25 protein-coding genes and 1 pseudogene are annotated in these 24,305 nt (G+C 67.8%); 15 read left to right on the forward strand and 11 right to left on the reverse strand.

The window, feature by feature from the left end; genetic code table 11:
- Positions 1-6 precede the first annotated feature (6 nt).
- The 3 genes from AB0M88_RS17155 to AB0M88_RS17165 all read left to right on the forward strand — a co-directional run bounded on the left by AB0M88_RS17155 (position 7) and on the right by AB0M88_RS17165 (position 1,901).
- On the forward strand, positions 7-933 hold the full coding sequence (locus AB0M88_RS17155) for a nucleoside hydrolase (RefSeq protein ID WP_364102304.1): 927 nt from the start codon (positions 7-9) through the stop codon (positions 931-933).
- Between the two features lie 108 nt (positions 934-1,041).
- Complete coding sequence (locus tag AB0M88_RS17160) at positions 1,042-1,236, forward strand: hypothetical protein (protein WP_364102306.1); 195 nt, start codon at positions 1,042-1,044, stop codon at positions 1,234-1,236.
- Positions 1,233-1,901 carry a 2OG-Fe(II) oxygenase gene (locus tag AB0M88_RS17165; protein WP_364102309.1) on the forward strand — a complete coding sequence of 223 codons (669 nt, stop codon included), beginning with the start codon at positions 1,233-1,235 and terminating at the stop codon, positions 1,899-1,901. The genes AB0M88_RS17160 and AB0M88_RS17165 overlap by 4 nt, the downstream gene beginning before the upstream one ends.
- A gap of 45 nt (positions 1,902-1,946) precedes the next feature.
- Here the strand turns inward: AB0M88_RS17165 and AB0M88_RS17170 are convergent, their stop codons facing one another.
- Positions 1,947-2,711 (reverse strand): alpha/beta hydrolase, encoded by a 765-nt coding sequence (locus AB0M88_RS17170; RefSeq protein WP_364102312.1) that lies wholly within the window; start codon positions 2,709-2,711, stop codon positions 1,947-1,949.
- 111 nt (positions 2,712-2,822) lie between these two features.
- The gene (locus AB0M88_RS17175) at positions 2,823-3,188 is read right to left on the reverse strand and encodes a hypothetical protein (protein WP_364102315.1); all 366 of its coding nucleotides are present in this window, start codon (positions 3,186-3,188) and stop codon (positions 2,823-2,825) included.
- Here AB0M88_RS17175 and AB0M88_RS17180 point away from each other — a divergent pair.
- From AB0M88_RS17180 to AB0M88_RS17190, 3 genes are all read left to right on the forward strand, one after another.
- Positions 3,175-3,459 carry a hypothetical protein gene (locus tag AB0M88_RS17180; protein ID WP_364102318.1) on the forward strand — a complete coding sequence of 95 codons (285 nt, stop codon included), beginning with the start codon at positions 3,175-3,177 and terminating at the stop codon, positions 3,457-3,459. The genes AB0M88_RS17175 and AB0M88_RS17180 overlap by 14 nt on opposite strands.
- Before the next feature lie 146 nt (positions 3,460-3,605).
- Positions 3,606-3,962, forward strand: coding sequence for a YciI family protein (locus tag AB0M88_RS17185; protein ID WP_364102321.1), 357 nt, complete (start codon positions 3,606-3,608; stop codon positions 3,960-3,962).
- Between the two features lie 15 nt (positions 3,963-3,977).
- Positions 3,978-5,234, forward strand: a complete 1,257-nt coding sequence (locus AB0M88_RS17190; protein WP_364102323.1) for an RNA polymerase sigma factor — start codon at positions 3,978-3,980, stop codon at positions 5,232-5,234.
- A gap of 49 nt (positions 5,235-5,283) precedes the next feature.
- Here the strand turns inward: AB0M88_RS17190 and AB0M88_RS17195 are convergent, their stop codons facing one another.
- Positions 5,284-6,249, reverse strand: a complete 966-nt coding sequence (locus AB0M88_RS17195) for a thaumatin family protein (protein WP_364102326.1) — start codon at positions 6,247-6,249, stop codon at positions 5,284-5,286.
- A 102-nt stretch (positions 6,250-6,351) separates the two neighbouring features.
- Positions 6,352-7,011: a helix-turn-helix domain-containing protein gene (locus tag AB0M88_RS17200; RefSeq protein WP_364102329.1), complete on the reverse strand. Its 660-nt coding sequence runs from the start codon at positions 7,009-7,011 to the stop codon at positions 6,352-6,354.
- 158 nt (positions 7,012-7,169) lie between these two features.
- Here AB0M88_RS17200 and AB0M88_RS17205 point away from each other — a divergent pair, with 158 nt between their 5' ends.
- The 4 genes from AB0M88_RS17205 to AB0M88_RS17220 all read left to right on the forward strand — a co-directional run bounded on the left by AB0M88_RS17205 (position 7,170) and on the right by AB0M88_RS17220 (position 12,563).
- Complete coding sequence (locus tag AB0M88_RS17205) at positions 7,170-8,663, forward strand: DHA2 family efflux MFS transporter permease subunit (protein ID WP_364102332.1); 1,494 nt, start codon at positions 7,170-7,172, stop codon at positions 8,661-8,663.
- A gap of 189 nt (positions 8,664-8,852) precedes the next feature.
- Positions 8,853-10,439 carry a cellulase family glycosylhydrolase gene (locus AB0M88_RS17210; RefSeq protein ID WP_364102335.1) on the forward strand — a complete coding sequence of 529 codons (1,587 nt, stop codon included), beginning with the start codon at positions 8,853-8,855 and terminating at the stop codon, positions 10,437-10,439.
- 621 nt (positions 10,440-11,060) lie between these two features.
- Entirely contained in the window at positions 11,061-12,080 is a 1,020-nt protein-coding gene (locus AB0M88_RS17215) for a glycoside hydrolase family 11 protein (protein ID WP_364102338.1), read from the forward strand.
- A 270-nt stretch (positions 12,081-12,350) separates the two neighbouring features.
- Entirely contained in the window at positions 12,351-12,563 is a 213-nt protein-coding gene (locus tag AB0M88_RS17220) for a type II toxin-antitoxin system HicA family toxin (RefSeq protein WP_364102341.1), read from the forward strand.
- A 475-nt stretch (positions 12,564-13,038) separates the two neighbouring features.
- Here AB0M88_RS17220 and AB0M88_RS17225 read toward each other — a convergent pair whose 3' ends face one another.
- From AB0M88_RS17225 to AB0M88_RS17235, 3 genes are all read right to left on the reverse strand, one after another.
- Positions 13,039-13,494, reverse strand: a complete 456-nt coding sequence (locus AB0M88_RS17225) for a type II toxin-antitoxin system VapC family toxin (protein ID WP_364102344.1) — start codon at positions 13,492-13,494, stop codon at positions 13,039-13,041.
- Positions 13,451-13,708, reverse strand: coding sequence for a type II toxin-antitoxin system prevent-host-death family antitoxin (locus AB0M88_RS17230; protein WP_364102347.1), 258 nt, complete (start codon positions 13,706-13,708; stop codon positions 13,451-13,453). The genes AB0M88_RS17225 and AB0M88_RS17230 overlap by 44 nt, the downstream gene beginning before the upstream one ends.
- A 326-nt stretch (positions 13,709-14,034) precedes the next feature.
- Positions 14,035-14,601, reverse strand: a complete 567-nt coding sequence (locus AB0M88_RS17235; RefSeq protein WP_364102350.1) for a Uma2 family endonuclease — start codon at positions 14,599-14,601, stop codon at positions 14,035-14,037.
- A 614-nt stretch (positions 14,602-15,215) separates the two neighbouring features.
- Here AB0M88_RS17235 and AB0M88_RS17240 point away from each other — a divergent pair.
- Together AB0M88_RS17240 and AB0M88_RS17245 are read left to right on the forward strand one after the other, a co-directional pair.
- A complete protein-coding gene (locus tag AB0M88_RS17240; RefSeq protein WP_364102353.1) occupies positions 15,216-16,433 on the forward strand; it encodes a cytochrome P450 in 1,218 nt (405 codons plus the stop codon).
- Between the two features lie 134 nt (positions 16,434-16,567).
- Entirely contained in the window at positions 16,568-17,473 is a 906-nt protein-coding gene (locus tag AB0M88_RS17245; RefSeq protein ID WP_364102356.1) for an MOSC N-terminal beta barrel domain-containing protein, read from the forward strand.
- Here the strand turns inward: AB0M88_RS17245 and AB0M88_RS17250 are convergent.
- On the reverse strand, positions 17,407-17,847 hold the full coding sequence (locus AB0M88_RS17250) for a nuclear transport factor 2 family protein (protein WP_364102359.1): 441 nt from the start codon (positions 17,845-17,847) through the stop codon (positions 17,407-17,409). The genes AB0M88_RS17245 and AB0M88_RS17250 overlap by 67 nt on opposite strands.
- Positions 17,848-19,227: 1,380 nt before the next feature.
- Here AB0M88_RS17250 and AB0M88_RS17255 point away from each other — a divergent pair.
- From AB0M88_RS17255 to AB0M88_RS17265, 3 genes are all read left to right on the forward strand, one after another.
- On the forward strand, positions 19,228-20,172 hold the full coding sequence (locus AB0M88_RS17255) for a restriction endonuclease (protein WP_364102361.1): 945 nt from the start codon (positions 19,228-19,230) through the stop codon (positions 20,170-20,172).
- 402 nt (positions 20,173-20,574) lie between these two features.
- Complete coding sequence (locus AB0M88_RS17260) at positions 20,575-20,823, forward strand: Arc family DNA-binding protein (RefSeq protein ID WP_364102364.1); 249 nt, start codon at positions 20,575-20,577, stop codon at positions 20,821-20,823.
- A complete protein-coding gene (locus tag AB0M88_RS17265) occupies positions 20,823-21,248 on the forward strand; it encodes a type II toxin-antitoxin system VapC family toxin (RefSeq protein ID WP_364102367.1) in 426 nt (141 codons plus the stop codon). Before AB0M88_RS17260 ends, AB0M88_RS17265 begins: the two co-directional genes overlap by 1 nt.
- A gap of 1,867 nt (positions 21,249-23,115) precedes the next feature.
- Here the strand turns inward: AB0M88_RS17265 and AB0M88_RS17270 are convergent.
- From AB0M88_RS17270 to AB0M88_RS17280, 3 genes and pseudogenes are all read right to left on the reverse strand, one after another.
- Positions 23,116-23,355, reverse strand: coding sequence for a hypothetical protein (locus tag AB0M88_RS17270; protein ID WP_364102370.1), 240 nt, complete (start codon positions 23,353-23,355; stop codon positions 23,116-23,118).
- Between the two features lie 48 nt (positions 23,356-23,403).
- The gene (locus AB0M88_RS17275; RefSeq protein WP_364102373.1) at positions 23,404-24,114 is read right to left on the reverse strand and encodes a cation transporter; all 711 of its coding nucleotides are present in this window, start codon (positions 24,112-24,114) and stop codon (positions 23,404-23,406) included.
- Positions 24,114-24,305 (reverse strand): annotated as a pseudogene (locus tag AB0M88_RS17280) (transcriptional regulator); the annotation flags it as partial. The gene AB0M88_RS17275 and the pseudogene AB0M88_RS17280, both read right to left, overlap by 1 nt.

The raw sequence follows: 24,305 nt of genomic DNA on the forward strand, positions 1-24,305 counted from the left end.
GCGCCGATGCGGGTGATCGTCGACTGCGACCCGGGCCACGACGACGCCCTGGCCCTGCTGCTGGCCCTGGGCGACCCCCGGCTGGAGCTGCTCGGGGTCACCACGGTCGCCGGCAACCAGACGGTCGACAAGACGACGCGGAACGCGCTGAGGATCCTCGCATCGGCCGGTGCCACCGGCGTACCGGTGGCGGCCGGTTGTGACCGGCCGCTCGCCGGCCCGCTCTCCGTGGCCGAAGACATCCATGGGTTTTCCGGCCTCGACGGGCCCGACCTCGACATTCCGACCGCCGAACCCGCGAACGTCCACGCGGTCGAGCTGATCCGCCGGCTCGTCATGGCCGGACGCGAGCCGGTGACCCTGATCGCCACCGGCCCGCTGACCAACGTCGCGCTGCTCCTGCGCACCCACCCCGAGGTCGTCCCCGGCCTGGACCGCATCGTCTTCATGGGCGGCTCCACCGACCGCGGCAACACGACCCCGTACGGCGAGTTCAACATCGTCACCGACCCGGAGGCCGCCGACATCGTGCTCCGGGCCGGCCTCCCGACCACGATGATCGGCCTGAACGTCACCCACCAGGCCCTGGCCACCCCCGAGGTCATCGCCGGTTTCCGCGCCCTCGGCACCCGCCTGGGCACCGTCTGCGCCGAGCTGATGACCTTCTTCGCGGGCACCTACCGCCAGGTCTTCGGCTTCCCCCACCCACCGGTCCACGACCCGGTCGCCGTGGCCGCCGTCATCGACCCCGCCATCGTCGAGACCGTCCACGCCCCGGTCGCGGTCGAGCTGATAGGCGCACACACCCGCGGCGCCACGGTCGTCGACCTGCACCGCCGCACCGCCCGGCCCCCGAACGCGGACGTCGCCGTGGGCCTCGACGTGGACGCCTTCTGGCGCCTGCTCACGACCGCGGTCGCCCGAATCGGCTGATGGAGTCGCCGGGTGCCCGGCCCGCACGCCGCTCGGCGCCGCGACGGCCCCGACCGCGATGTCCGAATCCCGCCAGCACCGGCGCCGGCCGCGCCGCACAGTTGGACCATGAGCGCGTACACGACCATCACCAGCCCGCTGGGTGACCTGCTCCTGGTGGGCGACGGGACCGCCCTGACCTCGCTGTCCATGCCGGGTCAGCGGAACGCCCCGGCCGTCCGGCCCGGCTGGCGCCGGGACGCGACACCGTTCGCCGAGGTCATCCGCCAGCTCGCCCTGCAACCGGCCCTCCTCCAGCCATGATCACCGACGACCTCAACGCCTACGGCCACGCGCTGACCGGCCCGATCCTCACTCCCGCCGAGTGCGGCGAGATCATCGCCCGGTACGACGTCCCGGCCCAGTTCCGCTCGACCGTGGACATGGCCCGCCACCGGTTCGGCGCCGGCCAGTACCGCTACTTCACCCACGACCTGCCCGACCGGGTGCGAATTCTGCGCGAGACGTTCTATCCCCAGCTGCTGCCGGTCGCCCGCGACTGGGCGGCCAAGCTCGGCCGGCCGGCCCCGTGGCCCGACGACCTGCGGGAGTGGCTGCGGATGTGCCACGAGGCCGGGCAGTCCAAGTCGGCCCAGATCCTGCTGCGCTACGGGCCCGGCGACTGGAACGCCCTCCACCGCGACGTCTTCGGCGACATGCTCTTCCCGCTGCAGGTGGTCATCGGCCTGAACGCGCCCGGCACCGACTTCACCGGCGGCGAATTCCTGATGACGGAGCAGCGCCCCCGGGCCCAGTCCCGCGGCTACGCCGCCACCCTGCCGCAGGGCCACGCCCTGATCTTCACGACCCGGGACCGTCCGGTGCAGACCAAGCGAGGCTGGTCCAACGCCCCCATGCGGCATGGCGTGAGCACCGTGCGCTCCGGCCACCGCCACACTCTGGGCCTCGTCTTCCATGACGCCGCTTGAGGAGTCCGGCGCGCTCGCCAACCTCCCGGGTGGCGGGACGATTGCTCACGAGCTGTCGAGCCACGCCTTGCCGCCGGCCCAGTTCATCGACGCCAACATCGGATTCACCGTGTTACTGCGGACCGCCGCGGCCGCGGCCAGTTCGTGGAAGGCTGCCCGCACTGCGCCCGGCCGTTCGATCCACGGGAAGTGCGCGGCGCCCTCGATCCGGCGGCGCCGGACGTGGCCGCCCTGGAACCGCGGCTCGTCCCAGAGCCGCTGGGCGACGATCCGGTCCTCCGCCCCGCTGACGATCAGTGTCGGCGTCGCGGCCGGCCACCACCGCAGCCGATACGTACGGTCGAAGTTCCGCGCCGACCAGTCGACCGCGGCGGTGTTGTACGGCATCCGGGCGAGCAGTTCCGCACCGGCGGCCACACCGGCGGCGGTGAAGTTCCACGGCGCGGACGCCACCGCGACCCGCCCGAGGTTCACGTCGGTCGGGTCGGCCTCATAGGCGGCGGTGGCCGCCTCGACCTCCGGCAGCGGGTGTTCCGCGGTCATCCGTTCGAAGTCGGCCAGCCATCCGGCGTCGGGCGCCGAGCTGACCAGGACGAGCCCGGCCAGCCGGGGTTCCAGCTCGGGCACGGACAGCAGGTACATGCCGCCGGTGGAATGTCCGACGAAGACCGCGCGGGGCAGTGCCTCCGCGGCCTCGACGAGTACGCCCGGCCAGCCCGCGAAAGCGTCGTCACCGGCGGCGGCGTTGGAGCCGTCGCCGGGCAGGTCGACCAGCCACGTCACGCCGGGCACGTCGATCGCTTCGGCCAAGCCCCGCAAGCTCTCCGACCCGATGCCGAGCCACCGGGCAGCAACAGCCAGTTGAGGTCGCCGGGCCGCTCGGCCACCGGCCGCAGCCGCACCCCGGACGCGGTCCGGAACTCACGTGTCGTCACGACGTGGCATGTTTCCCGCCGCCGAGGCCGCACGCCAGGCATTTCCGGGGCGGCATGCCCCGGATCCATTGATCCGGCCCGTTTGACGGCGATTGGTAGCGTCGCGGCCCGACATGATGATCATGGGGGAAACATCGATGTACTGGACCCGGCTTGTCCTGACCGGCTCGGCCGTCGCGGCGGTGATCGCGATGTCGGGTTGCGACCCGCAACCCGGCGCGGAGGGTTCCACAACCTCGGCGGCGCCGGCCACGTCAAGGGCCGCCGCCTCGGCGGCCCCGGTGGCCTCGAGCGCCGCCCCGGCCGACGACGCGGCCACCACCAAAGCCTGCGGCGAGATGAAGAACGACATCAAAGACAACGCGGCCAAGATTGCCAAAGCGAAGAAGATCGGTCCGCCGGTCGGGAACGTCGCGGTCAGTGCCCAGTGGGCCGCCGGCTCGGCCGCCGTCATCGCGCACTCCATCGGCACGGCCGAGACGGTCAGCACGGCCGCCGACGAGGTTCAGAAAGAAATGATGAATCTGAGCGAGCAATACAACAAGTCCGCCAGTGCCAAGCCCAGCGAGAAGAAGCTGGAAGCCGCCATCAAGGGTCTGAACACCGCCTGCGCGGCGGCCTGACCGGGTCTGATCGGCCGGACGGCTCCTGTGGCGGGCGCCGATCCGGTAGAAAAATCTCTCGTAGGAGCTGTCGATAACGCCGTGCCCGATCGTCGTCACGGTGAAGGCGGCCAAACGGCAGCTACCCGACGTGAGGGAGACCCATCATGCGTTACCTGTTGCTGATCTACAGCGAGGAACCCACCGCGGCGCCCGACCCGGCCGAGGCCGAGACGGTGATGAACGAGTACTGGGCATACAGCAACGCGATCAACGAGGCCGGGGCCAGCAAGGGCGGGGAGGCGTTGCAGGACAGCAAGACGGCCACCACCGTACGGGTCAAGGACGGCGAGCGCGTGGTCACCGACGGGCCGTTCGCCGAGACCCGGGAGGTTCTCGGCGGCTACTACCTGATCGATGTGCCGGACCTGGACGCGGCGATCGACTGGGCGGCGAAGTGCCCGGGCGCGAAGTACGGGTCGATCGAAGTGCGCCCGATCATGGAGTTCGACAGCGCGTCCTGACGTTGGGGGTCACCGATGGGTACGGCGGCCGACTCGGTCGAGGCGGTCTTCCGCGAGGAGTGGGGGCGCCTGCTGGCCACGCTCGTGCGTACCCTCGGTGACCTCGACCTCGCCGAGGAGGTCGCCGCGGACGCCGTCGCCGCGGCGTTGCAGCGGTGGCCTCGCGACGGGGTGCCCAGCCGTCCGGCGGCGTGGCTGCTGACCACGGCCCGCCACCGGGCGGTCGACCTGCTGCGCCGCGACAAGGTGCTGGCGGCGAAGCTGGCCCTGCTGCAGGTCGAGGCCGACCGCTACGAGCCGCCACCGCCGGAGCCCACCGACCCGGACGACGTACCGGATGAGCGGCTGTACCTCTTCTTCACCTGCTGCCACCCGTCGCTGGTGCTCGAGGCGCAGACCGCGCTGACCTTGAATTGCCTCGGTGGTCTCACCACCTCGGAGGTCGCCCGCGCGTTCCTCACCCCGCAGGCCACGATGGCCCAACGGCTCGTGCGGGCAAAACGCAAGATCCGCGAGGCGCGGATCCCCTTCCGGGTACCCCGGGTCCATGAGCTTCCCGTACGCCTGCCGGCGGTGCTCCGGGTGATCTATCTGATCTTCACCGAGGGGTACGCGGCGACGAGCGGCGCTGCCCTGATGCGCCCCGAACTGGCCGACGAGGCGGTGCGGCTGGCCCGGATCCTGCACCGCCTCATGCCGCAGCAGCGGGAAGTAGCCGGCCTGCTCGCCCTCATGCTGCTCATCGACGCCCGCCGGGACGCGCGGGTGGACGTCCGCGGCGACCTGGTGCTGCTCGACGACCAGGACCGCTCCCGGTGGGATGCCGGCAAGATCGAGGAGGGGCGCCGGCTGGTGGTCGGCGCGCTGACCGGTGGCCGGCCCGGACCGTACGCGCTGCAGGCCGCCATCGCGGCCGTGCACGACGAGGCGGCGACCGTGGCGACCACCGACTGGCCGCAGATCGTCGCCCTGTACGACGTGCTCCGCACGGTGGCCCCCTCCCCGCTGGTCGAGCTCAACCAGGCGGTGGCGGTCGCCATGGTCGACGGGCCGGCGGCCGGGCTCGCGCGGCTGGACGCCTTGACGGCGGACCGGCGGCTGGCCGGATATCACCTGCTTCCGGCGGCCCGTGGTGACCTGCTTCGGCGGCTGGGCCGGACGGCGGAGGCCGCGGACGCGTACCGGCAGGCGCTCGATCTCGCCGGCAACGGGCCGGAGCGGGCGTTTCTGCACCGCCGCCTGCGCGAGACCGGCCCGCCGGACGCCGATTGACGGGGCCCGGGAACGCGTACGGTAAATCGGCGTAACCAGCGACGGCGCGTCAGCGCGTCGCCGGGCTCAGCCCGAAGGTCACCCGGTAGTCGCAGCCGCCCTTGCAGGACATCGTGGCGGAGTCGTCGAAGGCGTACGAGTACGCGAACGGCTCGGCCTTCTTGAAGACCTGCGTGTAGTCCACCGGCCAGCGCGACGGCACGCATTTCTCCCGCCCGGCCCAGGAGCCCCGGCAGCAGGTCGCGTCGGTATCGAACGCCGCGCACGGGTTCTTGCAGGCCACGACCGTCCCGCCGCGGGTCACCCGCATCGCGGCCGGGCAGGTGATCGGGCGGGTGCAGCCGGCGGACGAGCAACCGCGGCTGCTCAACGGGTCCTTGGTCGCGGTGTGGAAGACATTGATCCACATGGGCAGGTTCGCCCCGTCGACCATGCTCACGTCGTAGAAGTCGAGACCCGACCAGGCGTCCAGCGCGAGTTCGGCCAGGGTGGTCGGGGCCGGGTCGGGCTGCACGCATGCTTCCGAGTCGGCGCAGTATCCGGACTGGCACACGTTGCGGCCGCTGCCGTCGGTGTGGCATCCGGTACGCGCCCAGATCCGGCCGCCCCACCCCTTCGGCAGGAGCACGCTGGTGGACGCTCCGGGGGCGAGCTTCCATCGGGTCCGCGGGACCGGATGTTCTTTCTGCTGGGTGACCGCCACCCACAGGGTCTGCTGGGTGGCGTTGACGATGAGAACGGTGTGACGTCCGGCGGTGTGTGCCGGCTTGGCCGGGGCCGTTGGGTGCGAGGCTTTCGCCGTCGGCTTGCCCGTGGCCGACGCGCTGACGTGGGGAGCGGCCGAAGCGGGGGCCGAGGCCGGGCCCGGGGCCGCGGTACTGGCCTCGATGCTTGGTGCGGGCCCCGCGCTCGCCCTCTGGTCGGCGCCGCCCGAGCAGCCGGCCAGCGCCGCGACCAGCAGCCCGCCCGCCACCAGAGCCGATGCCCGCCCGCGCCCACGAAGCGAACCTGCCATCCCGCACTTCCTCTCGGCCGCGGGCGCCCCACGACGCCACACCCACGGGAGAGCGCCGCCCACTTCGCGGATAACAGAAACCCGCGCCGGCTCACACGGTGGTCAGGGCCGGCGCTGCTGCGATCTCGGCATCCAACGGCGGGCCACGGCGTCGACCTCATCGCGGTTCAGCGGCGGCCCGAGGTCGTCCGCATCGGGGGAACGGCGTAGCCCGTCGATGAGGAGTTGGAGGTAGCGGGCGTACGCGTCGGGGCGCACGGTGTGGCTGTGGTGGGCGACCTCGCTGACCATCATCAGCAGCAGGGGCAGGTCTTCGATGGTGACATCGGGCCGCAGCGAGCCCTCGCGGTGGGCGCGGTCGATGACCTGCCGGATGGCCGGCTCGATGCGGTCGCGGGCCCGGGCCTTGTGCCGGGCGTGGAAGTCGGCCCCGAGGACGAGGTCGCGCAGGCCACGGTCGGCGGCCTGCATCTCGGCCGCGCGGCGCAGGAACTCGACGAGACCCTCCCAGCCGGTCGGTGCGGCCAGAGCGTCCTCGGCCGCGCGTACGTGCTCCTCGAACCGCTCGTCCAGGGCGACCTCGAGCAGGGCCTCCTTGGTCGGGAAGCGGCGGTACACCGTGCCGATGCCGACGCCGGCGTGATGGGCGACGTCGTCGAGCGAGGCGTTCAGGCCCCGCGCCGCGAACACCTCGCGGGCGGCCGCGATGATGCGCTCGCGGTTGAGTTGCGCGTCGCGGCGCAGCGGTCGCTCGTCGTTCACGTTCACCCCACCCGGAGTTAATAATTGGAGAAGATACCTCAACTTATGTGATCTCCCCAACAGCGGGTAGCTGGAATCCGCCCCCGGTCCCGGGCGTTCGATGTGGAGGACACACCTCCGCTTATGTTTCGAAACGGTTTCCAAAAATCGAGGGACTCATGACGACGACCGCAGAACCGCAGCTCACACCGGTCGCGCCACCGGCCGGCCAGAAGGACACCGGCCGCTGGTGGGCGCTGGTGGTGCTGGCCCTGGCCCAGCTCATGGTCGTGCTGGACGCCACCGTGGTGAACATCGCGCTGCCGACCGCCCAGCATGACCTCGGCTTCTCCGACTCCGGCCGGCAGTGGGTCGTCACCGGCTACGCCCTCGCGTTCGGCAGCCTCCTGCTGCTCGGCGGCCGGCTCTCCGACCTCATCGGCCGCAAGAAGATGTTCCTGATCGGCCTGGTCGGCTTCGCGCTGGCCTCGGCGCTCGGCGGGGCCGCCAACGGCATCGAGATGCTGATCGCCGCCCGGGCGCTGCAGGGCGCGTTCGGTGCCGTGCTGGCCCCGGCCGCGCTGTCGCTGCTGTCGATCACCTTCACCGAGCCGGCCGAGCGCGGCAAGGCATTCGCGATCTTCGGCGCCATCTCCGGCGCCGGCGGCGCGGTCGGCCTGCTGCTCGGCGGGGTGCTGACCGAGTACGCCTCCTGGCGCTGGTGCCTCTACATCAACCTGATCTTCGCCGTGGCCGGTGTCGTCGGCGGCCTCCTCAAGCTCAACGACGAGCGCGTCGCCAACCGCGACCGGCTCGACTGGCCCGGCATCGTCACCGCCGTCCTCGGCCTGGTCTCCCTGGTCTACGGCCTCGGTAACGCCGAGGCGGACGGGTGGCACAGCCCCAAGACGTACGGCTTCGTCCTCGCCGGCGTGATCATCCTGGCCGTCTTCACCACGATCGAACGCCGGGTCGCGCACCCGCTGCTGCCCCTGCGCGTGGTGCTCGACCGCAACCGCGGCGGCGCGTACGCGTCGATGGCGATCGCCGGCATCGGCATGTTCGGCCTCTTCCTCTTCCTCACCTACTACGTGACCAGCATCCTCGGCTTCACCCCGGTCCAGTCCGGCCTGGCCTTCCTGCCCATGCTGGCCACCGTCATCGTCTGCGCCACCACGCTCGGCGCCCGGCTGACCCCGCGCTTCGGCCCCCGCCCGATGGTCACCGCGGGCGCCCTGATCGGCGCCGCCGGCATGGTCTACATGACCCGCCTCGGCCTGCACTCCACGTACGCCGCCGACGTGCTGCCCGCCCTGATCATCATCGGCTTCGGCATGGGCCTGATCTTCGCGCCGGTCCAGAACGCGGCCACCTCGGGCGTCAAGCACCACGACGCCGGCGTCGCCTCGGCCACACTCAACACGGCCCAGCAGATCGGTGGCTCCATCGGCACCGCCCTGCTCAGCTCGTTCGCGGCAAGCGCGGCGACCAGCTACCTGCACGGCAAGGTCCCGAACGCGCAGACCGTCGCGCTGGCCTCCCTGCACAGCTACCACACCGTGTTCTGGTGCTCGGCCGGCTTCTTCGTCCTCTGCGCGCTCGTCGGCGCGCTGGTCTTCCGCAGCGGCCCGCTCGCCGTCGACCCGGACTCCGAGCCGGTCCTCACCCACTGAATGCCGAAACTATGGGACCGGCCGACTTCCTGTCGGCCGGTCCTTTTGCCGTGCCGGCCGGGCACGGCGGGCCAGCTCTTGACCGGATCGGCATCGAAGCGCTTCGATGACCACGGCGACACTCGTCGCCGGGCGCGGACTGGAGACACCGCCGGTTCCAGCGCTCGAGACCGTACGGGAGGAAGGTCCATGAATTCGACAGTAAGGAAGGCCGGGCTCGCATTCTTTGCCGCCACCCTGGCCTTCGCCGGAGCCGTGTACGGCGTGACCAGGCCCGCCTCGGCCGCCGTCACACCCCAGCTGACCGCTCCTCAGCTGGTTGCCGACATGGGTGCCGGCTGGAATCTGGGAAACCAGCTGGAGGCCAACGCCAACGGAATCCCCAGCGAAACGGCGTGGGGCAACCCGGTCGTCACGCAGGCCCTCATCGACCGCGTGAAGGCGGCGGGCTTCAAGACGATCCGCATCCCGGTCTCCTACCTGGGGAACATCGGGGCCGGCCCGAACTACACGATCGATCCGGCCTGGCTGACAAGAATCGCCGAAGTCGTCAACTACGCCTACAACCAGGGCCTCTACGTGCTGATCAACATGCATGGCGACGGCTACAAGTCCGTCACCGGCTCCTGGCTGATCTGCGATTCGTCCGACCAGACGACGATCAGGAACAAGTACCAGAAGGTCTGGCAACAGGTAGCGACGAAATTCCAGAGCTACAACGAGCACCTGATCTTCGAATCCATGAACGAGGAGTTCGACGGGCAGTACGGCAATCCGACCTCGGCGTGCTATTCGAACATCAACGCCTACAACCAGATCTTCGTGGACACCGTCCGAAAGACCGGCGGCACCAACACCTCGCGCTGGCTGCTCGTCCCCGGCTGGAACACCAACATCGAGTACACCGCGGGCAACTACGGCTTCGTGCTACCCACCGACCAGTACCGGTCCGCCTCCATCCCCGGTAGCGAACAGCGGATCATGATCTCCGTTCACTACTACGACCCGTGGGACTTCACGGGCCAGGAGGACGGGAACATCACGCAGTGGGGATCGGCCGCGACCAATACGGCAAAGAAGTCGACCTGGGGACAGGAAGACTACATGGACACCATGCTGAAGAAGATGTACGACGCCTTCGTCGTACGCGGATATCCCGTTTTCGTCGGTGAATACGGCTCGATCGACAAGACGTCCTTCGACTCGGCGAACAACACGTACCGCACGAACTTCGCACGCGCCCTGGTGTCCACCGCCAAGAAATACGGTGCGGCCACCGCGTACTGGGACAACGGCTTCAACGGCCAGTACGGCTTCGGCCTCTTCGACCGCAGCTCCGCCACGGTGACCCAGCCGGGCATCATCAGCGCCATTGTCAACGCCGCCGCCGGCGGTGCCGGCCCGCCGACCACCACACCCACCACGCCGCCGACCACGGCACCGACGACAAGCCCTGGTGGGGGCGGGACCTGCCGGGTCAACAACACGGTCAGCGCGTGGAACACCGGACTGACCAACAACATCACCATCACCAACACGGGCACCGCCGCCATCAACGGCTGGACCCTGACCTTCACGCTGGCCTCCGGACAGACGATCGTCTCCGGCTGGAGCGCCACCTACTCCCCGACCAGCGGCACAGTGACCGCGACCAACGCCGGCTACAACGGCGCCCTGCCGCCGGGAGGCTCGGCCACCATCGGATATCAGGCCAGCCACACCGGCAACGCGGCCGCCCCGACCGGCTTCAAACTCAACGGCACCACCTGCAGCTGACCCACCAACGACGGGCCGAGGCCGCTCACCGGCCCCGGCCCGTCGTGCCTAACCTTCCGCGCTTCCGACGTTGTCGGCATCGGCCACGACGTCCGGCTGCAGGACGCGTCCGCCGGCCAGCCTGCAACACAAGCGGCTGCTTGAGTCGCGGCGCCCGCCACAACCCCGGCCGACACCGCGGCCGCGTCCTCGGCCAGCCGTTCACCCAGCCGGTTCTGCCGTTCCGCAGGCACCACCCGCCGCGCGGCACGCTCGGCCCAGAACTTCCGGAAAATAGTCGGTATTTTCGGTTGCGCCCTTGCTCGCACAGACTCCGAGCCAGGATACCCATCGGTCACGATGGATCTCGAACCGGCATCACTCCGCTACGAGCTGCAGAAACCTAGTAGAGCGCGGTCATCGGCGAGACGTAAGTACCGAAGTATCTCCGGAAGTTGTTGACACCCGGACATCGCTCGGCAACACTTTTGTCATCGACAGGGCTCAATAGATTCGGGCGGATCCGCCGGCTCCCACGTGTGGTGCGCCGTGGTCGTCGACCATGGCCGCCGGCACCGGCCGACCGGGCCGCATCACCGAGCCGGGCTTCCCGGCCGTCTTCATCAAGGAGGGCACCCGCACATGGACGACACTTCCACCCGTCCGGCGAGCCGGAGACGTCTGGGCGCCAGGCTGTTGCATGCCGGTGTGGCGCTGGCCGTGGGCGCAGCCGCCGTGGCGATGGCGAGCCCCGCGCTGGCGGCGACGCAGATCTGCTCGAACCAGACCGGGAACAACAGCGGCTACTACTACCAGATGTGGTCCAACGGCCAAGGGTCGGCCTGCATCACCCTGAACTCGGGCAACAGCTACTCAACCTCGTGGAACGGCATCGGAGACTTCGTCGCCGGCGCCGGCTGGGGCACCGGCAGCAACAACGCGGTGACCTACACCGGCAGCCTCAACGCATCCGGCGGCACAGCGCTGATGTCGCTCTACGGCTGGACGACCAACCCGCTGGTCGAGTATTACGTGATCGAGAACTACGTCGGCTCGCCGCCCACCCAGGGCACCAACATGGGCACGATGACCAGCGACGGCAGCACGTACACCATCATCGAGCACCAGCAGGTCAACCAGCCCTGCATCACCGGCAACTCGTGCACCTTCAACCAGTACATCGCGATCCGCAACTCCCGCCGCAGCAGCGGAACCATCACGTTCTCCAACTTCGTGAACGCCTGGGCCAGCCACGGCATGAACCTCGGCTCACGCAATTACGAGATCATGGCGACCGAGGCCTGGGGCGGCGGCAGCGGCAACTCCAGCGTCACCCTCAACTCCGGCGGCAGCAGCGGCGGCGGCGGTGGCGGTGGCGGCGGTGGTGGCGGCGGCGGTAGCTGCACCGCGACACTGTCGGCCGGCCAGCAGTGGAGCGATCGCTACAACCTCAACGTGAGCGTCAGCGGATCCAGCACCTGGACGGTCACCATGAGCGTCCCCTCGCCGGAAAAGGTCCTCTCCACCTGGAACATCAACGCCACCTACCCGAGCGCCCAGCAACTCGTCGCAAAACCCAACGGAAGCGGCAACAACTGGGGAGCGACCATCCAAACCAACGGCACCTGGACGTGGCCCACCGTCTCCTGCAGTCCCAGCTGATCCCGGTCCACAAACACCATCAGCGGCGCGGCGTCCCCTGGGCGCCGCGTCGCGCTGCCGCCCGCCCTGAACAGCCAGCCCTCGACACCGCGCTCGACGATCTCCGCCAGGCGCTTATCGGGCTGATCGAGGAGTTCGGCGTTCCTCGGGAGCTTTCGGTCACGCTGGCTGCCTAATGGCTCCGCTTCCTTCCGTCTCCGGAGCGCGTGTCGTTCGCGCCTTGGAAGGCACGGCTTCAAGGTAGCGAGGGTCAGCGAAAGCCATCACATCATGCGCCATCCGGACGGGCGCGGCACGACTGTCCCGGTGCACGGCGACCCCGACATCGCCAAGGGCACTTTGCGAGGCATCCTCAGCGATGTCGGCATGACAATCGGTCAGCTCGCGCCCCGACCTCGACGGGCTGCAACATCAAAAGCAGCACCTCCCGACGGTTCGTGCATCGTGGTGGGCGAAATTCGAAGCGCAGCTCGGGCGAGGTGAGCGGCACGGCGCTTCGTCGAAGTCCTCGGTAAGGGCGCTGCCGACATCCGTACGGGCGCTGCCGGCGAGGCGCACTACATCAGCCAGCTCGTCGTCCACGACCTCGCACAGTCGCGGAGCCGCCCGCACCACGCTGCGGCGGCGTACTGCTTTCGACGGTTGGGCACCGCCACGCGAGCTGTGTACCGAAATCGACGTGCCCATTGTCGACGGGACGAAGTCCACCCACGCGCGGCTCATCCCGTACGGAAAGGGGGCGCAACCAGCGACGGCCCGTCACCGACCCGCTCAGGGTGACCACCGTAACGTGGGGTCTGGGGGTCGCCCTCAGGCTGGTTGGGTGGACCGAATGTCGCACCATGCGAACCGCTTCAATCTTGTCGCCGGCGGTCCGCTGCCCGCAGCCGTGGCAGGCACGAGCGTCAGGCGCTTGTTGCCCGGGTAAACCGTTTGCCACGCGCCGAAACGCTGGTTTTCATGGGCCGGCCGGCCGCGGTACGGCTACGACCTTGACCAGCTGATCCAGTCCGACGAAGTCGCCGGGGTTGGTGGTGTACAGCGGCAGCCGATTCGCGGCCGCGACCGAGGCGATCATGAGATCCGCGACGCGGCGACGCGGTGTTCGTCCGGCGGCCAGGACCGCCGCGCATACCATGCCGTAGGTCCGGGCCGCCTCGGCGTCGAACGGCAGCGGATCGAAGGTCGCCTCGGTGTGCTGCAGCACGCTGGTCCGCCGGGCCCGCTCCACAGGATCGTCAGTGTGATGGGGGCCAGCGGATAGTTCGGCCAGAATGACCGCGCTGACAACCATCTCGTCGGGCAGCAGGGCCGGATCGAGGGCGGCCAGATGAACGACGATATTTGTGTCGATCAGACCGCGCGTGGCTTCACCAGTCACGATCGAAAGGATCCTGCTCGACGGCGGCGTCAAGATCAGCGCGCAACCGGTCGGGATCGACGACCGCGGCCGTGGCGAAGGCGGCCATCACCTGCTCGCGAGGCACGTAGGTGCGCCGCCGCAGCGGGATCAGCCGACCGATCGGGGTCCCGTTCCGCGTGATCGTGTAGGACTCGCCGCGTTCGACCCCGCGCATGATGGCTCCAGAGTCGTTACGCAGCTCCCGCTGAGTAATCTCATGACGCATAGGATCGACCATAAGTGCAGCTTAGCGGCGTGTGCTACGAAGTGCTACGCAGGTCGGCCCTGACGTTGGCACGTCGACCCGAGCCATACGGCGAAGGCGATGCCCGGGAGTGTTCGTCGCGTACTGGAAGAGCGCGAGCCGAGACGGCCCGGCGCCGGACCGCCCAGCGCGCCCACCGTAACGTGGGGTCTGGGGGGTCGCCCCAGGAAGATACGGTGGGGCGAACGTTGCACCATGCGAACCGCGTCGTAGCCGTTGCCCGCGTTGACCTGCCGAGGAAAGTGATACGGGCGCACAGGCGCTCACGCACCCGTTGAACCATTGCTTCAGTCGCGGCGGCGTCGATCCAGCAGTGAAGCTATCTCCAGCTCGAAGGGAAATGGCTCCGCGGAGGCGAGCGCCTCGCCGGGCGTGGCGACCGCAACCCGGGCGTAGTGGTCACCGGCCAGTTTCTCCAGGTGCAGTTCCACCGAGTCCTGCGGCTGCTCGACCCGCAGATACCATCCAATCCCGGCCGCCGCGTACAGCTGAGGCTTGAGAAGGCGATCCGTCCCGGCATTGCTCGGCGATACCACCTCGATGACGAGCTTCACCTCGGCGGCCTCAACCGCGTTTCCGATGTCGTCGGTGTCGGCGACAACCACGTCGGGCTGGAGTACGCGTCCGCTCACCAGCCGGAGATTGACGTCCTGCAGCACCAGCAGACCCGCTCGCTCCGCCGAGTCGTAGAGTCCCTTTGCAAGCAAGAACGCGATGTGTTGATGGCGCTTGCTCGGCGCGGGGCTCACCCACAGGCTCCCATCGATCAGCTCGATTCGGTTCGCGGTCTCACCGAGCGAGAAGTACTCCTCCTCGGTCCACGGCTCTGGGTGCTCTAGCGCTGACACGCTCATCGGATCGCCTCACCTCTCGGCGGATGCTGTCGTAAGCGTGCCATGTCAAGCCCCGCACCTGCGACACCAACCGCCGCAGCACGCCTACCGACCGGGCGGCCCAATCTTGATGTCTATTGTCGTATAGCAAGACGTCATGCGACTACCTTAGCAGCAAGCGGCTACGGTGATTTGGCCGAGCCTTCTGCCACCGAATTCGACGCCCTCGCCATGCGGCCAGACGAGTCCGCCGATGCCATCGAGGACGAACCGGCCACTTCGTCACTCGCCACGGCCGTCGGATCGGGGATAACTGGCCTGCGCGATCATCAGCGGCCCCAGCCGGAACGCACGGCAACGTTGGCGAATCCCTCGCGTCAGCGAGAAGCGCGAGCAGCGACAGCGCCGGACCGCCCAGCGCGCCCCCGTAACGTGGGGTCTGGGGGTCGCCCCTGGCTAGTACGGTTGGCCGAACGTTGCACCATGCGAACCGCTCGGTCACGGTCGCCGGCAGTCCGATGCTGAGCCGTTTGACCAGCTCGCGGAGCGGATGGGCCGCCTCCGACGTCGCTCCGCAGTCGGCAGCGGAGCTTATGGCATAGATAACGATCATTTTCTTGCGCAGAATCGCCATCATGAGCGACCAAGCCGCCGCAGTGCGGGACTACGATTTATTCACGCTTGAAGCGACCGCGGACCCCAACGGCTTTCTCCATCGAGTTCGCGCGGAGAGCCCGCTCTCGTGGCTGCCCCAACTCGACGCCTACCTTCTGACCCGGTACGCGGACATCAACGCGGCACTTCGGAGCAGCCGGATGGAGAGCGCCGACATGTCCCGGACCCTCAATCGCCTGACGCCGGCCGAGCAGGAGGAACTGGCCCCGGTCCGACGCTCCATCGAGATGTGGATGGGGCACACCGTCCCGGCCGACCACCTCCGTTTCCAAAAGCTGCTCAAACGCTATTTCACTCCGGGGATGGTCGACCGGCTCCGGCCGCGGGTACGCGCTTTCACCGACGAGCTCCTCGACGTCGTCGCCTCGAAGGGCCAGATGGACGTGGTACGCGACCTGGCCTACCCGCTGCCCGCGAACGTGATCGCCGAGCTGCTCGGGATGCCGGTCAGCGACCGCGAGCAACTCCAGGCCTGGTCGCGGGGCATCCTCCCGATCTTCGGCAACGGCGACCTCGTGCAGTTGCGCGAGGCGCAGCGCAGCATGGTCGAAATGCACGAGTACTTGCGGCTCATCGCGGCCGAACGCCGCCGCACCCCCCGCGAGGACGTATTGAGCATGTTCATGGCCGCCGAAGCCGAGGGGATAGTCACCGAGGACGAGGCGGTCGCCAACTGCGTGCTGCTGCTCTTCGCCGGCCACGAGACCACGGCCAACCTCATCGCCAACGGCCTTGTCCTGCTCTTCGGCAACCCCGACCAGTTGGCCCTGCTTCGTGCCGATCCCGATCTGACGCCACTCGCCGTCGAGGAGATGCTGCGCTGCGACGGACCGGCCGGCGTCGTCGGCCGGGTCGCCTGTGAAGCCGTGGAACTGGCCGGCCAGACCGTACCGGCCGGAAAGCACGTCTATCTCGCGCTGATGGCCGCAAATCGCGATCCGGACGTCTTTCCCGACCCGGACGTCTTCGACATCACGCGCGAACGGAACCGGCATCTGAGCTTCGGCATGGGCGCCTACTACTGCCTGGGGGCGGCGCTGGCGCGGATGGAGACCGACGAATGCCTACGAATACTGTTGGATCGCTGCCCGAACCTCCGGCCCGCATACGAGACACCGGACTGGCTGCCGACCGCACCGATCGGCCACCGGCTCGGCTCCCTACCGGTGACCTTCTGATCAACAAGACCGGGCGCCGACGGCGCGGTAAAGGTCCGAGGAAGGTGCGGCGGCCCGCGTCCCCGGACGGTGGTTGGCCATCCCGTGTTCGGGCCTTCGGCCATCGGTCGGGCGGGGGAAATTGTTAGCATTCGATGGTGATCTCCGTCGCCCAGCTGTACCGGTTCCCGTTGAAATCGATGCTTGGCGAGCGGCTGGACACCGTCGAGGTTACCGGCGACGGGCTGGCCGGCGACCGAGCCTTCGCGGTGACCGATGGGACAGGTCGCATCGGCAGCGTCAAGCATCCGCGCAAGTGGGGACCGTTGCTGCACTGCCGGGCGCGTACCACCGGGCCCGGCGCGGCGGCTGTCACGCTGCCCGACGGCGGCACCTACGACGCCCGCGACCCCGAACTGGCCGACCAACTGTCGAAGCTGCTCGATCGGCGGGTGTCGGTGCGCGACACGCCTCCCGACGGCCTGGTGCTTGAGCGCCCCATTCCGGGGTTCGACGGTACGGCCGGCGACGGCCCGATCACCACGGATGAGACGGGCACGGCGTTTACCACCGGCCGGTCGAACGGCTTCTTCGACTTCGCGACGGTGCATGCGGTCACCACCGCGTCGTTGGGGAGCCTGGGCCGGGCGTACCCGGGCGGCAACTTCGATGCCCGCCGGTTCCGCCCCAACCTGGTCATCGACATGCCGGAGGACGGCTTCCCCGAAGACGGCTGGGCGGGGCGGCAGATCGCCGTCGGGGGCGATGTTGGAGGGCATCATCCCGACGCCGCGGTGCGTGATACCCACCCTCACGCACGACGGGTTACCGGCCGATCCGAACATCCTGCGCACCGTGGCTCGCGAGCACCGGGTGTCAGCGGTCGGGCGGATGGCATGCCTGGGCATCTACCTCAAGGTGGTGTCGCCGGGCCCGGTCTCGCTCGGCGACACCGTGTCGCTGCGGTAACACCCCCGGCCCGGCCGGAGGGCGGTCAGGGTTCAAGGCCGGTGACTGCCTGGCCGGTGGCGACGTCGAACGGGACGGAAGCCTGGTCGTGAGCGATCAACCAGGTGCCGTCGAGCTTCCGGAAGCAGAAGGTGCCGCGGACCCACATGCCGGCGGTGGCCGTGCCGTTGCCGAGCCTCCCACTGAGCCGGCCGAAACAATGGCCGAACGCCACCTCATCCCCCACGGTGAGAGCCAGGTCGCGCACCTCGTAGCTCACCTCCTGGAAGAATGTGAACACTCGGGCCCAGTTCTCCATCTTCGCCTCGATCCCCACGTGCTGGAGCGGCGGCTCGACGTCGAAGGAAACCACGTCCGGCGCATAGGCTCGCCGCAGCGCCTCGAGATCCTTGGCGGCGATTCCGTCGACCATCCCCTCGATCTGCCGCCGGATTTCGGCCTCGTCGACCTCGCGTTGGTTAGGCATTGACCCCGTCCTTCCTGCGTTGTGGCGGTTACCAGTACGACGACGCAACACCGGCGAATGTCAGGTGATCGGCCGGAGCCGGGGCGGAAAGGTCTGACCCGAGGGTGTGTCCTAGACCGTTGACGGAAATCGGTGCTGGTAGCGATACGTGCGCTTGGTGGGCGCGAACCGCCTCGCCGTCGTCACAGCTGCCGCCCGACCGGGGCGTTTGGCAGCTCACGGCCGTTCGAAGGCGGCCGAGCCGCGCCCACCGCGCGGCGCCCACGATCTAATCATCGCGCCCCGCGCCGCCGAAACCGGCCGGACCGTCCTAACCCGCGACGTCAAAACTGGCTTCGCCGGACTGCTGGGCGTCCTCGCCATCGACACTCCCTGAGCGAGCGCCGACGCCGCGCGACTGATCGCGTACAAGAGAGGCGCAACCAGCGACGGCCCGTCACCGACCCGCCGAGCGCCACCACCGTAACGTGGGGTCTGGGGGGTCGCCCCCAGGCAAGCATGGTGGGCCGAACGTTGCACCATACGAACCGCTTCACCGTCGTCGCCGGCATGCCGATGTTGACCCCTTCGTCAAACTCGCGGCGCGCACGAACGGCTCCACGACCCCTGGTCGGGCGCTGTACGGCGGATCACCAAGCTGACTCAGCGCATGGATTGTGCCGGTATCTCGCGGCTGGAAGGTAACCCCGTCATGACTTGTTGGACTGAAGCCGAAAGATCGACAAACTTCACGGCCCCCACTCCGTTGGGTAACGTTGCGACCACTCTACGAGTCGCAGTGAGGGTGGCATGGCATCAGGCTCGCGATCGGACAACCTTCAGCGAGACATAGCGGCGCAAAGGCGAGCCGCCGAGCAGGCGGCACGACAACAAGCGCGCGAGCAAGCTTTGGCCTTAGAGCAGAGCCGCAAGGACCAAGCCGCACAGATGACGACGGCCGCTTCCGCTCGAGTAAGCGAATTGACCGGCATACTCGCCAGATCACTCGCTTCGCCGCCGCCGCATGTAAGTCTCGACCGACTTATGAGAGCACCGGTGACGGTGCCGCTCGAACTGGGCTCCGACGCGCACCCTGAACCCGCTCCACGTTGGCAGGATTTCGAGCCCGCGCCGCCGGGACCTGTCGGTCGTCTGTTCGGCGGTGAGGCACGGTATGCGAGAGAACGAGAGGCAGCGGAACGGACGTACGTCGCAGCAGGCGAGAGACATCAAACCGCCGAGTTGGCCAGGCAACGCCGTGTCGCCGCGGCTAGAACTGCGCATAGGCAGCGACAAGGTGAAGTTGATGCCGAAGTCGCTAGATACAACAGCAGTATCGCTGCATTCGCATCAGCCGTGAACAACGGCGATCGGCATGCAGTCAGCCGGTACTTTCAGATAATGATCGACCAGGTCGCTGATCCGGAAGGATTTCCCCGCCAGCGCCTGGCCGGCTACGTTCCCGAGTCCACGCTATTGGCCCTTGAGTGGCGCCTTCCCACACCGGACATCGTGCCGGCGAAAAAGATCTTCAGGTGGGTTAAGGCTCGAAACGAGATCGACGCCACGGCGCGCCCAGCCGCTGAGACGAGGGCGATCTATCAGACCCTGGTCGCACAGCTGGCAATCCGTGCCATACGATCAATTTTCGCAACAGAGCACTCAGGTCTTGTCAGCACCGTTGTCTTCAATGGCATCGTTGACGCAATTGACCGTACCTCTGGACAACCGGTCCAGCCTTGCCTGATCACGTTGCGGGCCACACGAGAACAGTTCGAAGGTCTCGTACTGGAGCAACTGGACCCGGTAGCTTGCATTCGCAAATATTTTGCCGCCGACGTTTCTCGCAACCCCGAAGAATTGGAGCCCGTCACGCCGGTCATGGAATTCAAGATGGCTGACCCGCGCATCATCGATCCAGTAGACATAATGAGCGGACTGGACAAGAGGCCGAACCTTCTTGAACTTACTTCCAAAGAATTCGAGTATTTTGTCCACAATCTCTTCGATCGGATGGGCTTCGACACCAAGCTTTTCAGGGCCGACGGGGACGGCGGCGTCGACTGCGTCGCCTACGATCCGGCCCCTATCCGCGGTGGAAAGTATGTCATTCAGGCCAAGCTGTACCGAAAGACCGTGCCCCCGACCGCCGTGCGCGACCTGTACGGAACGATGCAGCATGAAGGCGCCAAGAGCGGCATTCTGATCACCACAAGCGGCTATGGCCCGAGCAGTTACGAATTTGCCAACGGCAAGCCCCTCCAACTCATTGACGGCAGCGGGCTATTGGCGATCTGTCAGGAGTACAACATTCCTGCACGTATAGTCCGTAACTCCGGAAAATAGGAGATACGTCTCAGATCCTGCCGACCGCGCCGCCTGCCTCCGGGCACGCGCGGTTTCATTCAAAGACCGTTGCCCTCGCGGCCGACTGCCGTTCCGCTGGACGCCGAGCCGCTAGGCCACGACAGGCCGCGTACACGGAATGCGCGACCAGTAACGGCCCGGCACTGACCCGCCCAACGCGCCCACCGTAACGTGGGGCCTGGGGGAGGCCTGGGGGTCCGCCCCCAGGGCAGTACGGGTGGGCCGAACGTTGCAGCATGCGAACCGCTATGGCGGCCTAGTCGGGGATGCCATGCCGGGGCGTTCACCAGTTCACGTCGCATACGGCGGCCCATGACTGGTCGCTGACAGCTCACCTGCGCTAGCATTGCTATCAGTCGTGAAAGGCGAGGAGGCGAGGCAATGGCGGCCCTGAGCATCAGAGAACTTGACGACTCCGTCAAGGAGAAGCTCCGCCTGCGTGCCGCCCGGCACGGCCGTTCCATGGAGGCCGAGATCCGTCTCATCCTCACCGAGGCCGCCACCGAGGACGAGCGTCCGCGGAACGACCTTTTCAGCGCGCTCACCGAGCGGTTCGCGCAGCTCCGTGGCGTGGACCTGGACGTTCCGGCCCGCACCATGCCACCCCGCGCGGCGGACTTCAACGAGTGATGATCGTTCTCGACACCAACGTCGTTTCTGAGCTCATGCGCGCCGCGCCAGAGCCAGCAGTGCTCGCCTGGCTACAGCAGACTTCCAGCACCGGGCTGTACACCACGGCGGTAACCGTCGCGGAGATCCGCTATGGCATCGCACGGTTACCGGAGGGTCGACGCCGGCAGACGCTGCATCAGGCCGCCAACGAGATCTTTGCCGCGTTCCCACGACAGGTCTTGCCCTTCGACCTCGCCGCAGCCACCGCGTATGCGGACGTGGTCGCGGACCGCGAAAGCGATGGCTACCCGATCAGCGGATTCGACGCCCAGATCGCCGCGATCTGCCGCTCTCAGGCGGCGACCCTCGCAACGCGGAACACGAAAGACTTCACTGGCATCGGGATCTCCATCATCGATCCGTGGCAGGAAACAACCGCCTGAATCCGCGCCAACCACGGCTCGGCGTAGCCGGCAGACGGGCGCAACCAGTCACCCGCGCTCCCGTCCTGTTGGGTGTCCTTCTGGGTGGGCCGAACACCGCCCGGAGCGACCGCCGCATCGTCGTTTTCGGCGCTCCGTTGGCCATTCGTTGGACCAGCTCGCGCGCCCGCTGCAGCGGCAACAAGGGCTAACCGGCCGGCGACGAATGCCCCCGCGGATAGGTCACACCCGGCGTACGACCGACCCTTCGTCTTCGGTCGTCCGTTGTCTGTCCATTTGACCAGCCCGCGCGCCGGTAGCAACGGCAACAAAGGCAACCCAGGGCCAATCCCTCGGTCGCCCGGACACGCCACACACAGATCTTGAAAATGACTCGGGTTTAAGGTTGCCAGGATCAGCGGCGCCACACATCAAGCGTCGCCCGACGTTCGCAGCACCACCGTCACGAGGTGGTCCAGTTGACGTCGGTGCGCGAAATCGATGAGCCCGAGCCGCCGTGCATCCACGGCCTGGGGACTTCAGGTCGGGCAAAACGGCTTGCACGCAGCCGCCACAGTGGACCTGTGAGCCGACGAACAGCCGTTACACCCATGAGTTGGCGCGACCGACTGTGGCAGATTCTGACCACGCTACTGTCCGGAGCGGCCGGCAACGTGCTTACCAATATATGGAGCAACGACTATCGCTACAGAAGTCTGTTTTTGTTTCTCATCCTCGGACTGGTAACTGCAACGACCAAGTGGATGCGCCAGTTGCCGCCGCGGGCCCCGATCGTTCGCTACTTCCGCATAGGTTCGCTTTCCTGCGCGCTGGGCTGCGCTGTTGTCGCCGCCACCAGCCCAGCTGTGTGGGTTGGTCCCGCAGCAATCGCCGCTGCCTGCCTGGTTGGCGTGGCAGTAGTTATTCTTACAGATCTTCGAGAATTCACTAGAACGCTGTTCGGCGCCGCACTTACGGGCCTTGTGATAACTATGCTTCAGGAGGGATTCCATTCTCTACAGGAAGAGAGGCGGATTGCGGGGATCCAGGCGTTGGTCTTGGCCGCAGTGGGCTCCATTTCGTGTCTTGCGATCATGCGTGACAGCCGAACGCTTCGGCGCTCAGCCCTTGGGCTGATGCGGGCCTGCTTCGCAATAATGGGGTTTGTACTACTATTTGCGCGTGAACCGATAGGAAGCTTCGGTTTTGCAGTTGGCGCCGCTATAGCGCACAGCTTTCACGGCCGGGCACCAAAAGACGAGGGCACGAGTTGGGATGTGGTTCCGGGCGTGTTGACCGCAGCTCCTTCGATGCGGAAATCCCACCGATTCCGTCAATTCGTCGATCGGCGCGTGGCGACCTCGATTGGGCTGGGCTTATTCAGCATTTTGATGAGCGTCTTCGCATTCGTCGCAGAAAAAGCTCTGATCGGGTTCATCTTCGCGGTGGGAGGACTTGCATGTCTCGTACGAAGCGCGCAAATGGCTCCTCACGGGAATTGGTGGCCCGCAGTGCAACGACGCTTACTAGCGTTAACGAGGGATAGTCACTCGGCGCCGCCGGCCCCCGCGAAGGAAGAGCCGACGACTCGTCGCTTGGTTCCGGTGGCGTCCAACAGCGGCGGGAAGACAAATCGGGCGCGAAATAACACGCGATCTAGTACTAGACGACGAAGAAGCCCCCGTCGCTGAGGCAGATCGATGAAGTTGAGATGCACTTCAGCCAAGGCTCCGGAACTTCGACGCGGGTCGTCACCGCGTACGGCAAAGGCACGGCCCACGGCGGCCCGTCAGCGAACCGCCCAGGGGCGCCCACCGCAACGTGGGGTCTGGGGGTCGCTCCCAGGTAGGTGGAGTGGAGCCGAGGTTACGGCATACGAACTCTTTGATCATGGCGCAGGGCTGTGACCTGGAGCTTCCTCTGGTTGGTGACCTTCCGTCTGCGCTGCCGCCGCGCGGGCATGTTCGAGGTGTTGCTCCTGGCGCCAGCTGACGATCATGTCGGTGAGCAGCGAGACGAATGCGGCTCGCTGCTCAGGGGTCATGGCGGTGATCTTCGGGGTGGTCAGGGTGAGCTCGGTCAGAGGCGGCCGGCCGGGGCTGCGCCGTTGCGGGTCGGGTTCGGCCACATGTCGTTTATATGGTGCTTAGCCGGGGTCGCGGGGCGTTTCGCGAGATCAGGAGGGTGGCGCGCTTGCGCAGCAACCGTCCTGACAGTGGTCGGCTGGTGCCGCCGCGCTCCTTTGAGATGGGGTGCAGCAGGTGTCGCCGCGCCAGGCTTCGCGGCCTTCCTTGACGGCAACCGCGGCGATGACCAGGGCCGCAGCCGGGTCGGCCCAGCTCCAGCCGAAGAGGATGTTGACGGCGAGGCCGGCGAGCAGGACCGCGGACAGGTAGGTGCAGAGCAGGGTCTGTTTGGAGTCGGCGACGGCGGTACGGGAGCCGAGTTCGCGGCCGGTTCGGCGCTGCGCCCAGGACAGGGCGGGCATGACCGCCAGCGAGGCCGCGGCCAAGACGAGACCGACGCTCGAGTGCCGGGCTTCGCCGCCACCGAGCAGAGCGCGTACGGATTCGACCGTGACGTAGGCGGCGAGCGCGAAGAACGAGAAGGCGATGATCCGCAGCGCGATCTTCTCTCGCGCCTCGGGGTCGTGGGCGGCGAACTGCCAGGCGACGGCTGCGGCGGACGAGATCTCGATGATCGAGTCGAGGCCGAACCCGAGGAGCGCGGTCGAGTTGGCGGCGGCGCCGGAGCTGATCGCGACGACGGCCTCAATCGCGTTGTAGGTGATGGTGGCGGCGACCAGCAGCCGGATCCGGCGGGCGAGGAGCGTGCGGCGCTGCGCGGTCGGGCCGGATGGGGTGAGGGAGATCAGGGGCAGGCTCATCAGCAGCAGTCCTTGTCGGCGGCGTCGGGGCAGGCGGTCGGGTCGACGGCCAGGACGAGACCGAGCAGGTCGTCGAGGGCGTGCCGGATACGGACATCGGCTAGTTCGTAGCGGGTCCGCCGGCCCAGCCGCGCGGGGACGAACACCCCGCAGCCGCCCCCGCACCAGGGCGGGGTGGAGAGGTACAGCCA

The organism is Actinoplanes sp. NPDC051411, from assembly GCF_040682075.1.
In the GTDB taxonomy this organism is placed as follows: Bacteria; Actinomycetota; Actinomycetes; order Mycobacteriales; family Micromonosporaceae; genus Actinoplanes.

Excerpts from the sequence above, each read along its gene's own strand:
- AB0M88_RS17155 (WP_364102304.1), top strand. The coding sequence starts at position 7 with ATGCGGGTGATCGTCGACTGCGACCCGGGCCACGACGACGCCCTGGCC.
- AB0M88_RS17160 (WP_364102306.1), top strand. The coding sequence starts at position 1,042 with ATGAGCGCGTACACGACCATCACCAGCCCGCTGGGTGACCTGCTCCTG.
- AB0M88_RS17165 (WP_364102309.1), top strand. The coding sequence starts at position 1,233 with ATGATCACCGACGACCTCAACGCCTACGGCCACGCGCTGACCGGCCCG.
- AB0M88_RS17180 (WP_364102318.1), top strand. The coding sequence starts at position 3,175 with ATGAAGAACGACATCAAAGACAACGCGGCCAAGATTGCCAAAGCGAAG.
- AB0M88_RS17175 (WP_364102315.1), bottom strand. The coding sequence starts at position 3,188 with ATGTCGTTCTTCATCTCGCCGCAGGCTTTGGTGGTGGCCGCGTCGTCG.
- AB0M88_RS17185 (WP_364102321.1), top strand. The coding sequence starts at position 3,606 with ATGCGTTACCTGTTGCTGATCTACAGCGAGGAACCCACCGCGGCGCCC.
- AB0M88_RS17190 (WP_364102323.1), top strand. The coding sequence starts at position 3,978 with ATGGGTACGGCGGCCGACTCGGTCGAGGCGGTCTTCCGCGAGGAGTGG.
- AB0M88_RS17195 (WP_364102326.1), bottom strand. The coding sequence starts at position 6,249 with ATGGCAGGTTCGCTTCGTGGGCGCGGGCGGGCATCGGCTCTGGTGGCG.
- AB0M88_RS17205 (WP_364102332.1), top strand. The coding sequence starts at position 7,170 with ATGACGACGACCGCAGAACCGCAGCTCACACCGGTCGCGCCACCGGCC.
- AB0M88_RS17210 (WP_364102335.1), top strand. The coding sequence starts at position 8,853 with ATGAATTCGACAGTAAGGAAGGCCGGGCTCGCATTCTTTGCCGCCACC.
- AB0M88_RS17215 (WP_364102338.1), top strand. The coding sequence starts at position 11,061 with ATGGACGACACTTCCACCCGTCCGGCGAGCCGGAGACGTCTGGGCGCC.
- AB0M88_RS17220 (WP_364102341.1), top strand. The coding sequence starts at position 12,351 with ATGCGCCATCCGGACGGGCGCGGCACGACTGTCCCGGTGCACGGCGAC.
- AB0M88_RS17230 (WP_364102347.1), bottom strand. The coding sequence starts at position 13,708 with ATGCGTCATGAGATTACTCAGCGGGAGCTGCGTAACGACTCTGGAGCC.
- AB0M88_RS17235 (WP_364102350.1), bottom strand. The coding sequence starts at position 14,601 with ATGAGCGTGTCAGCGCTAGAGCACCCAGAGCCGTGGACCGAGGAGGAG.
- AB0M88_RS17240 (WP_364102353.1), top strand. The coding sequence starts at position 15,216 with ATGAGCGACCAAGCCGCCGCAGTGCGGGACTACGATTTATTCACGCTT.
- AB0M88_RS17245 (WP_364102356.1), top strand. The coding sequence starts at position 16,568 with ATGGTGATCTCCGTCGCCCAGCTGTACCGGTTCCCGTTGAAATCGATG.
- AB0M88_RS17250 (WP_364102359.1), bottom strand. The coding sequence starts at position 17,847 with ATGCCTAACCAACGCGAGGTCGACGAGGCCGAAATCCGGCGGCAGATC.
- AB0M88_RS17255 (WP_364102361.1), top strand. The coding sequence starts at position 19,228 with ATGATCGACCAGGTCGCTGATCCGGAAGGATTTCCCCGCCAGCGCCTG.
- AB0M88_RS17260 (WP_364102364.1), top strand. The coding sequence starts at position 20,575 with ATGGCGGCCCTGAGCATCAGAGAACTTGACGACTCCGTCAAGGAGAAG.
- AB0M88_RS17265 (WP_364102367.1), top strand. The coding sequence starts at position 20,823 with ATGATCGTTCTCGACACCAACGTCGTTTCTGAGCTCATGCGCGCCGCG.
- AB0M88_RS17275 (WP_364102373.1), bottom strand. The coding sequence starts at position 24,114 with ATGAGCCTGCCCCTGATCTCCCTCACCCCATCCGGCCCGACCGCGCAG.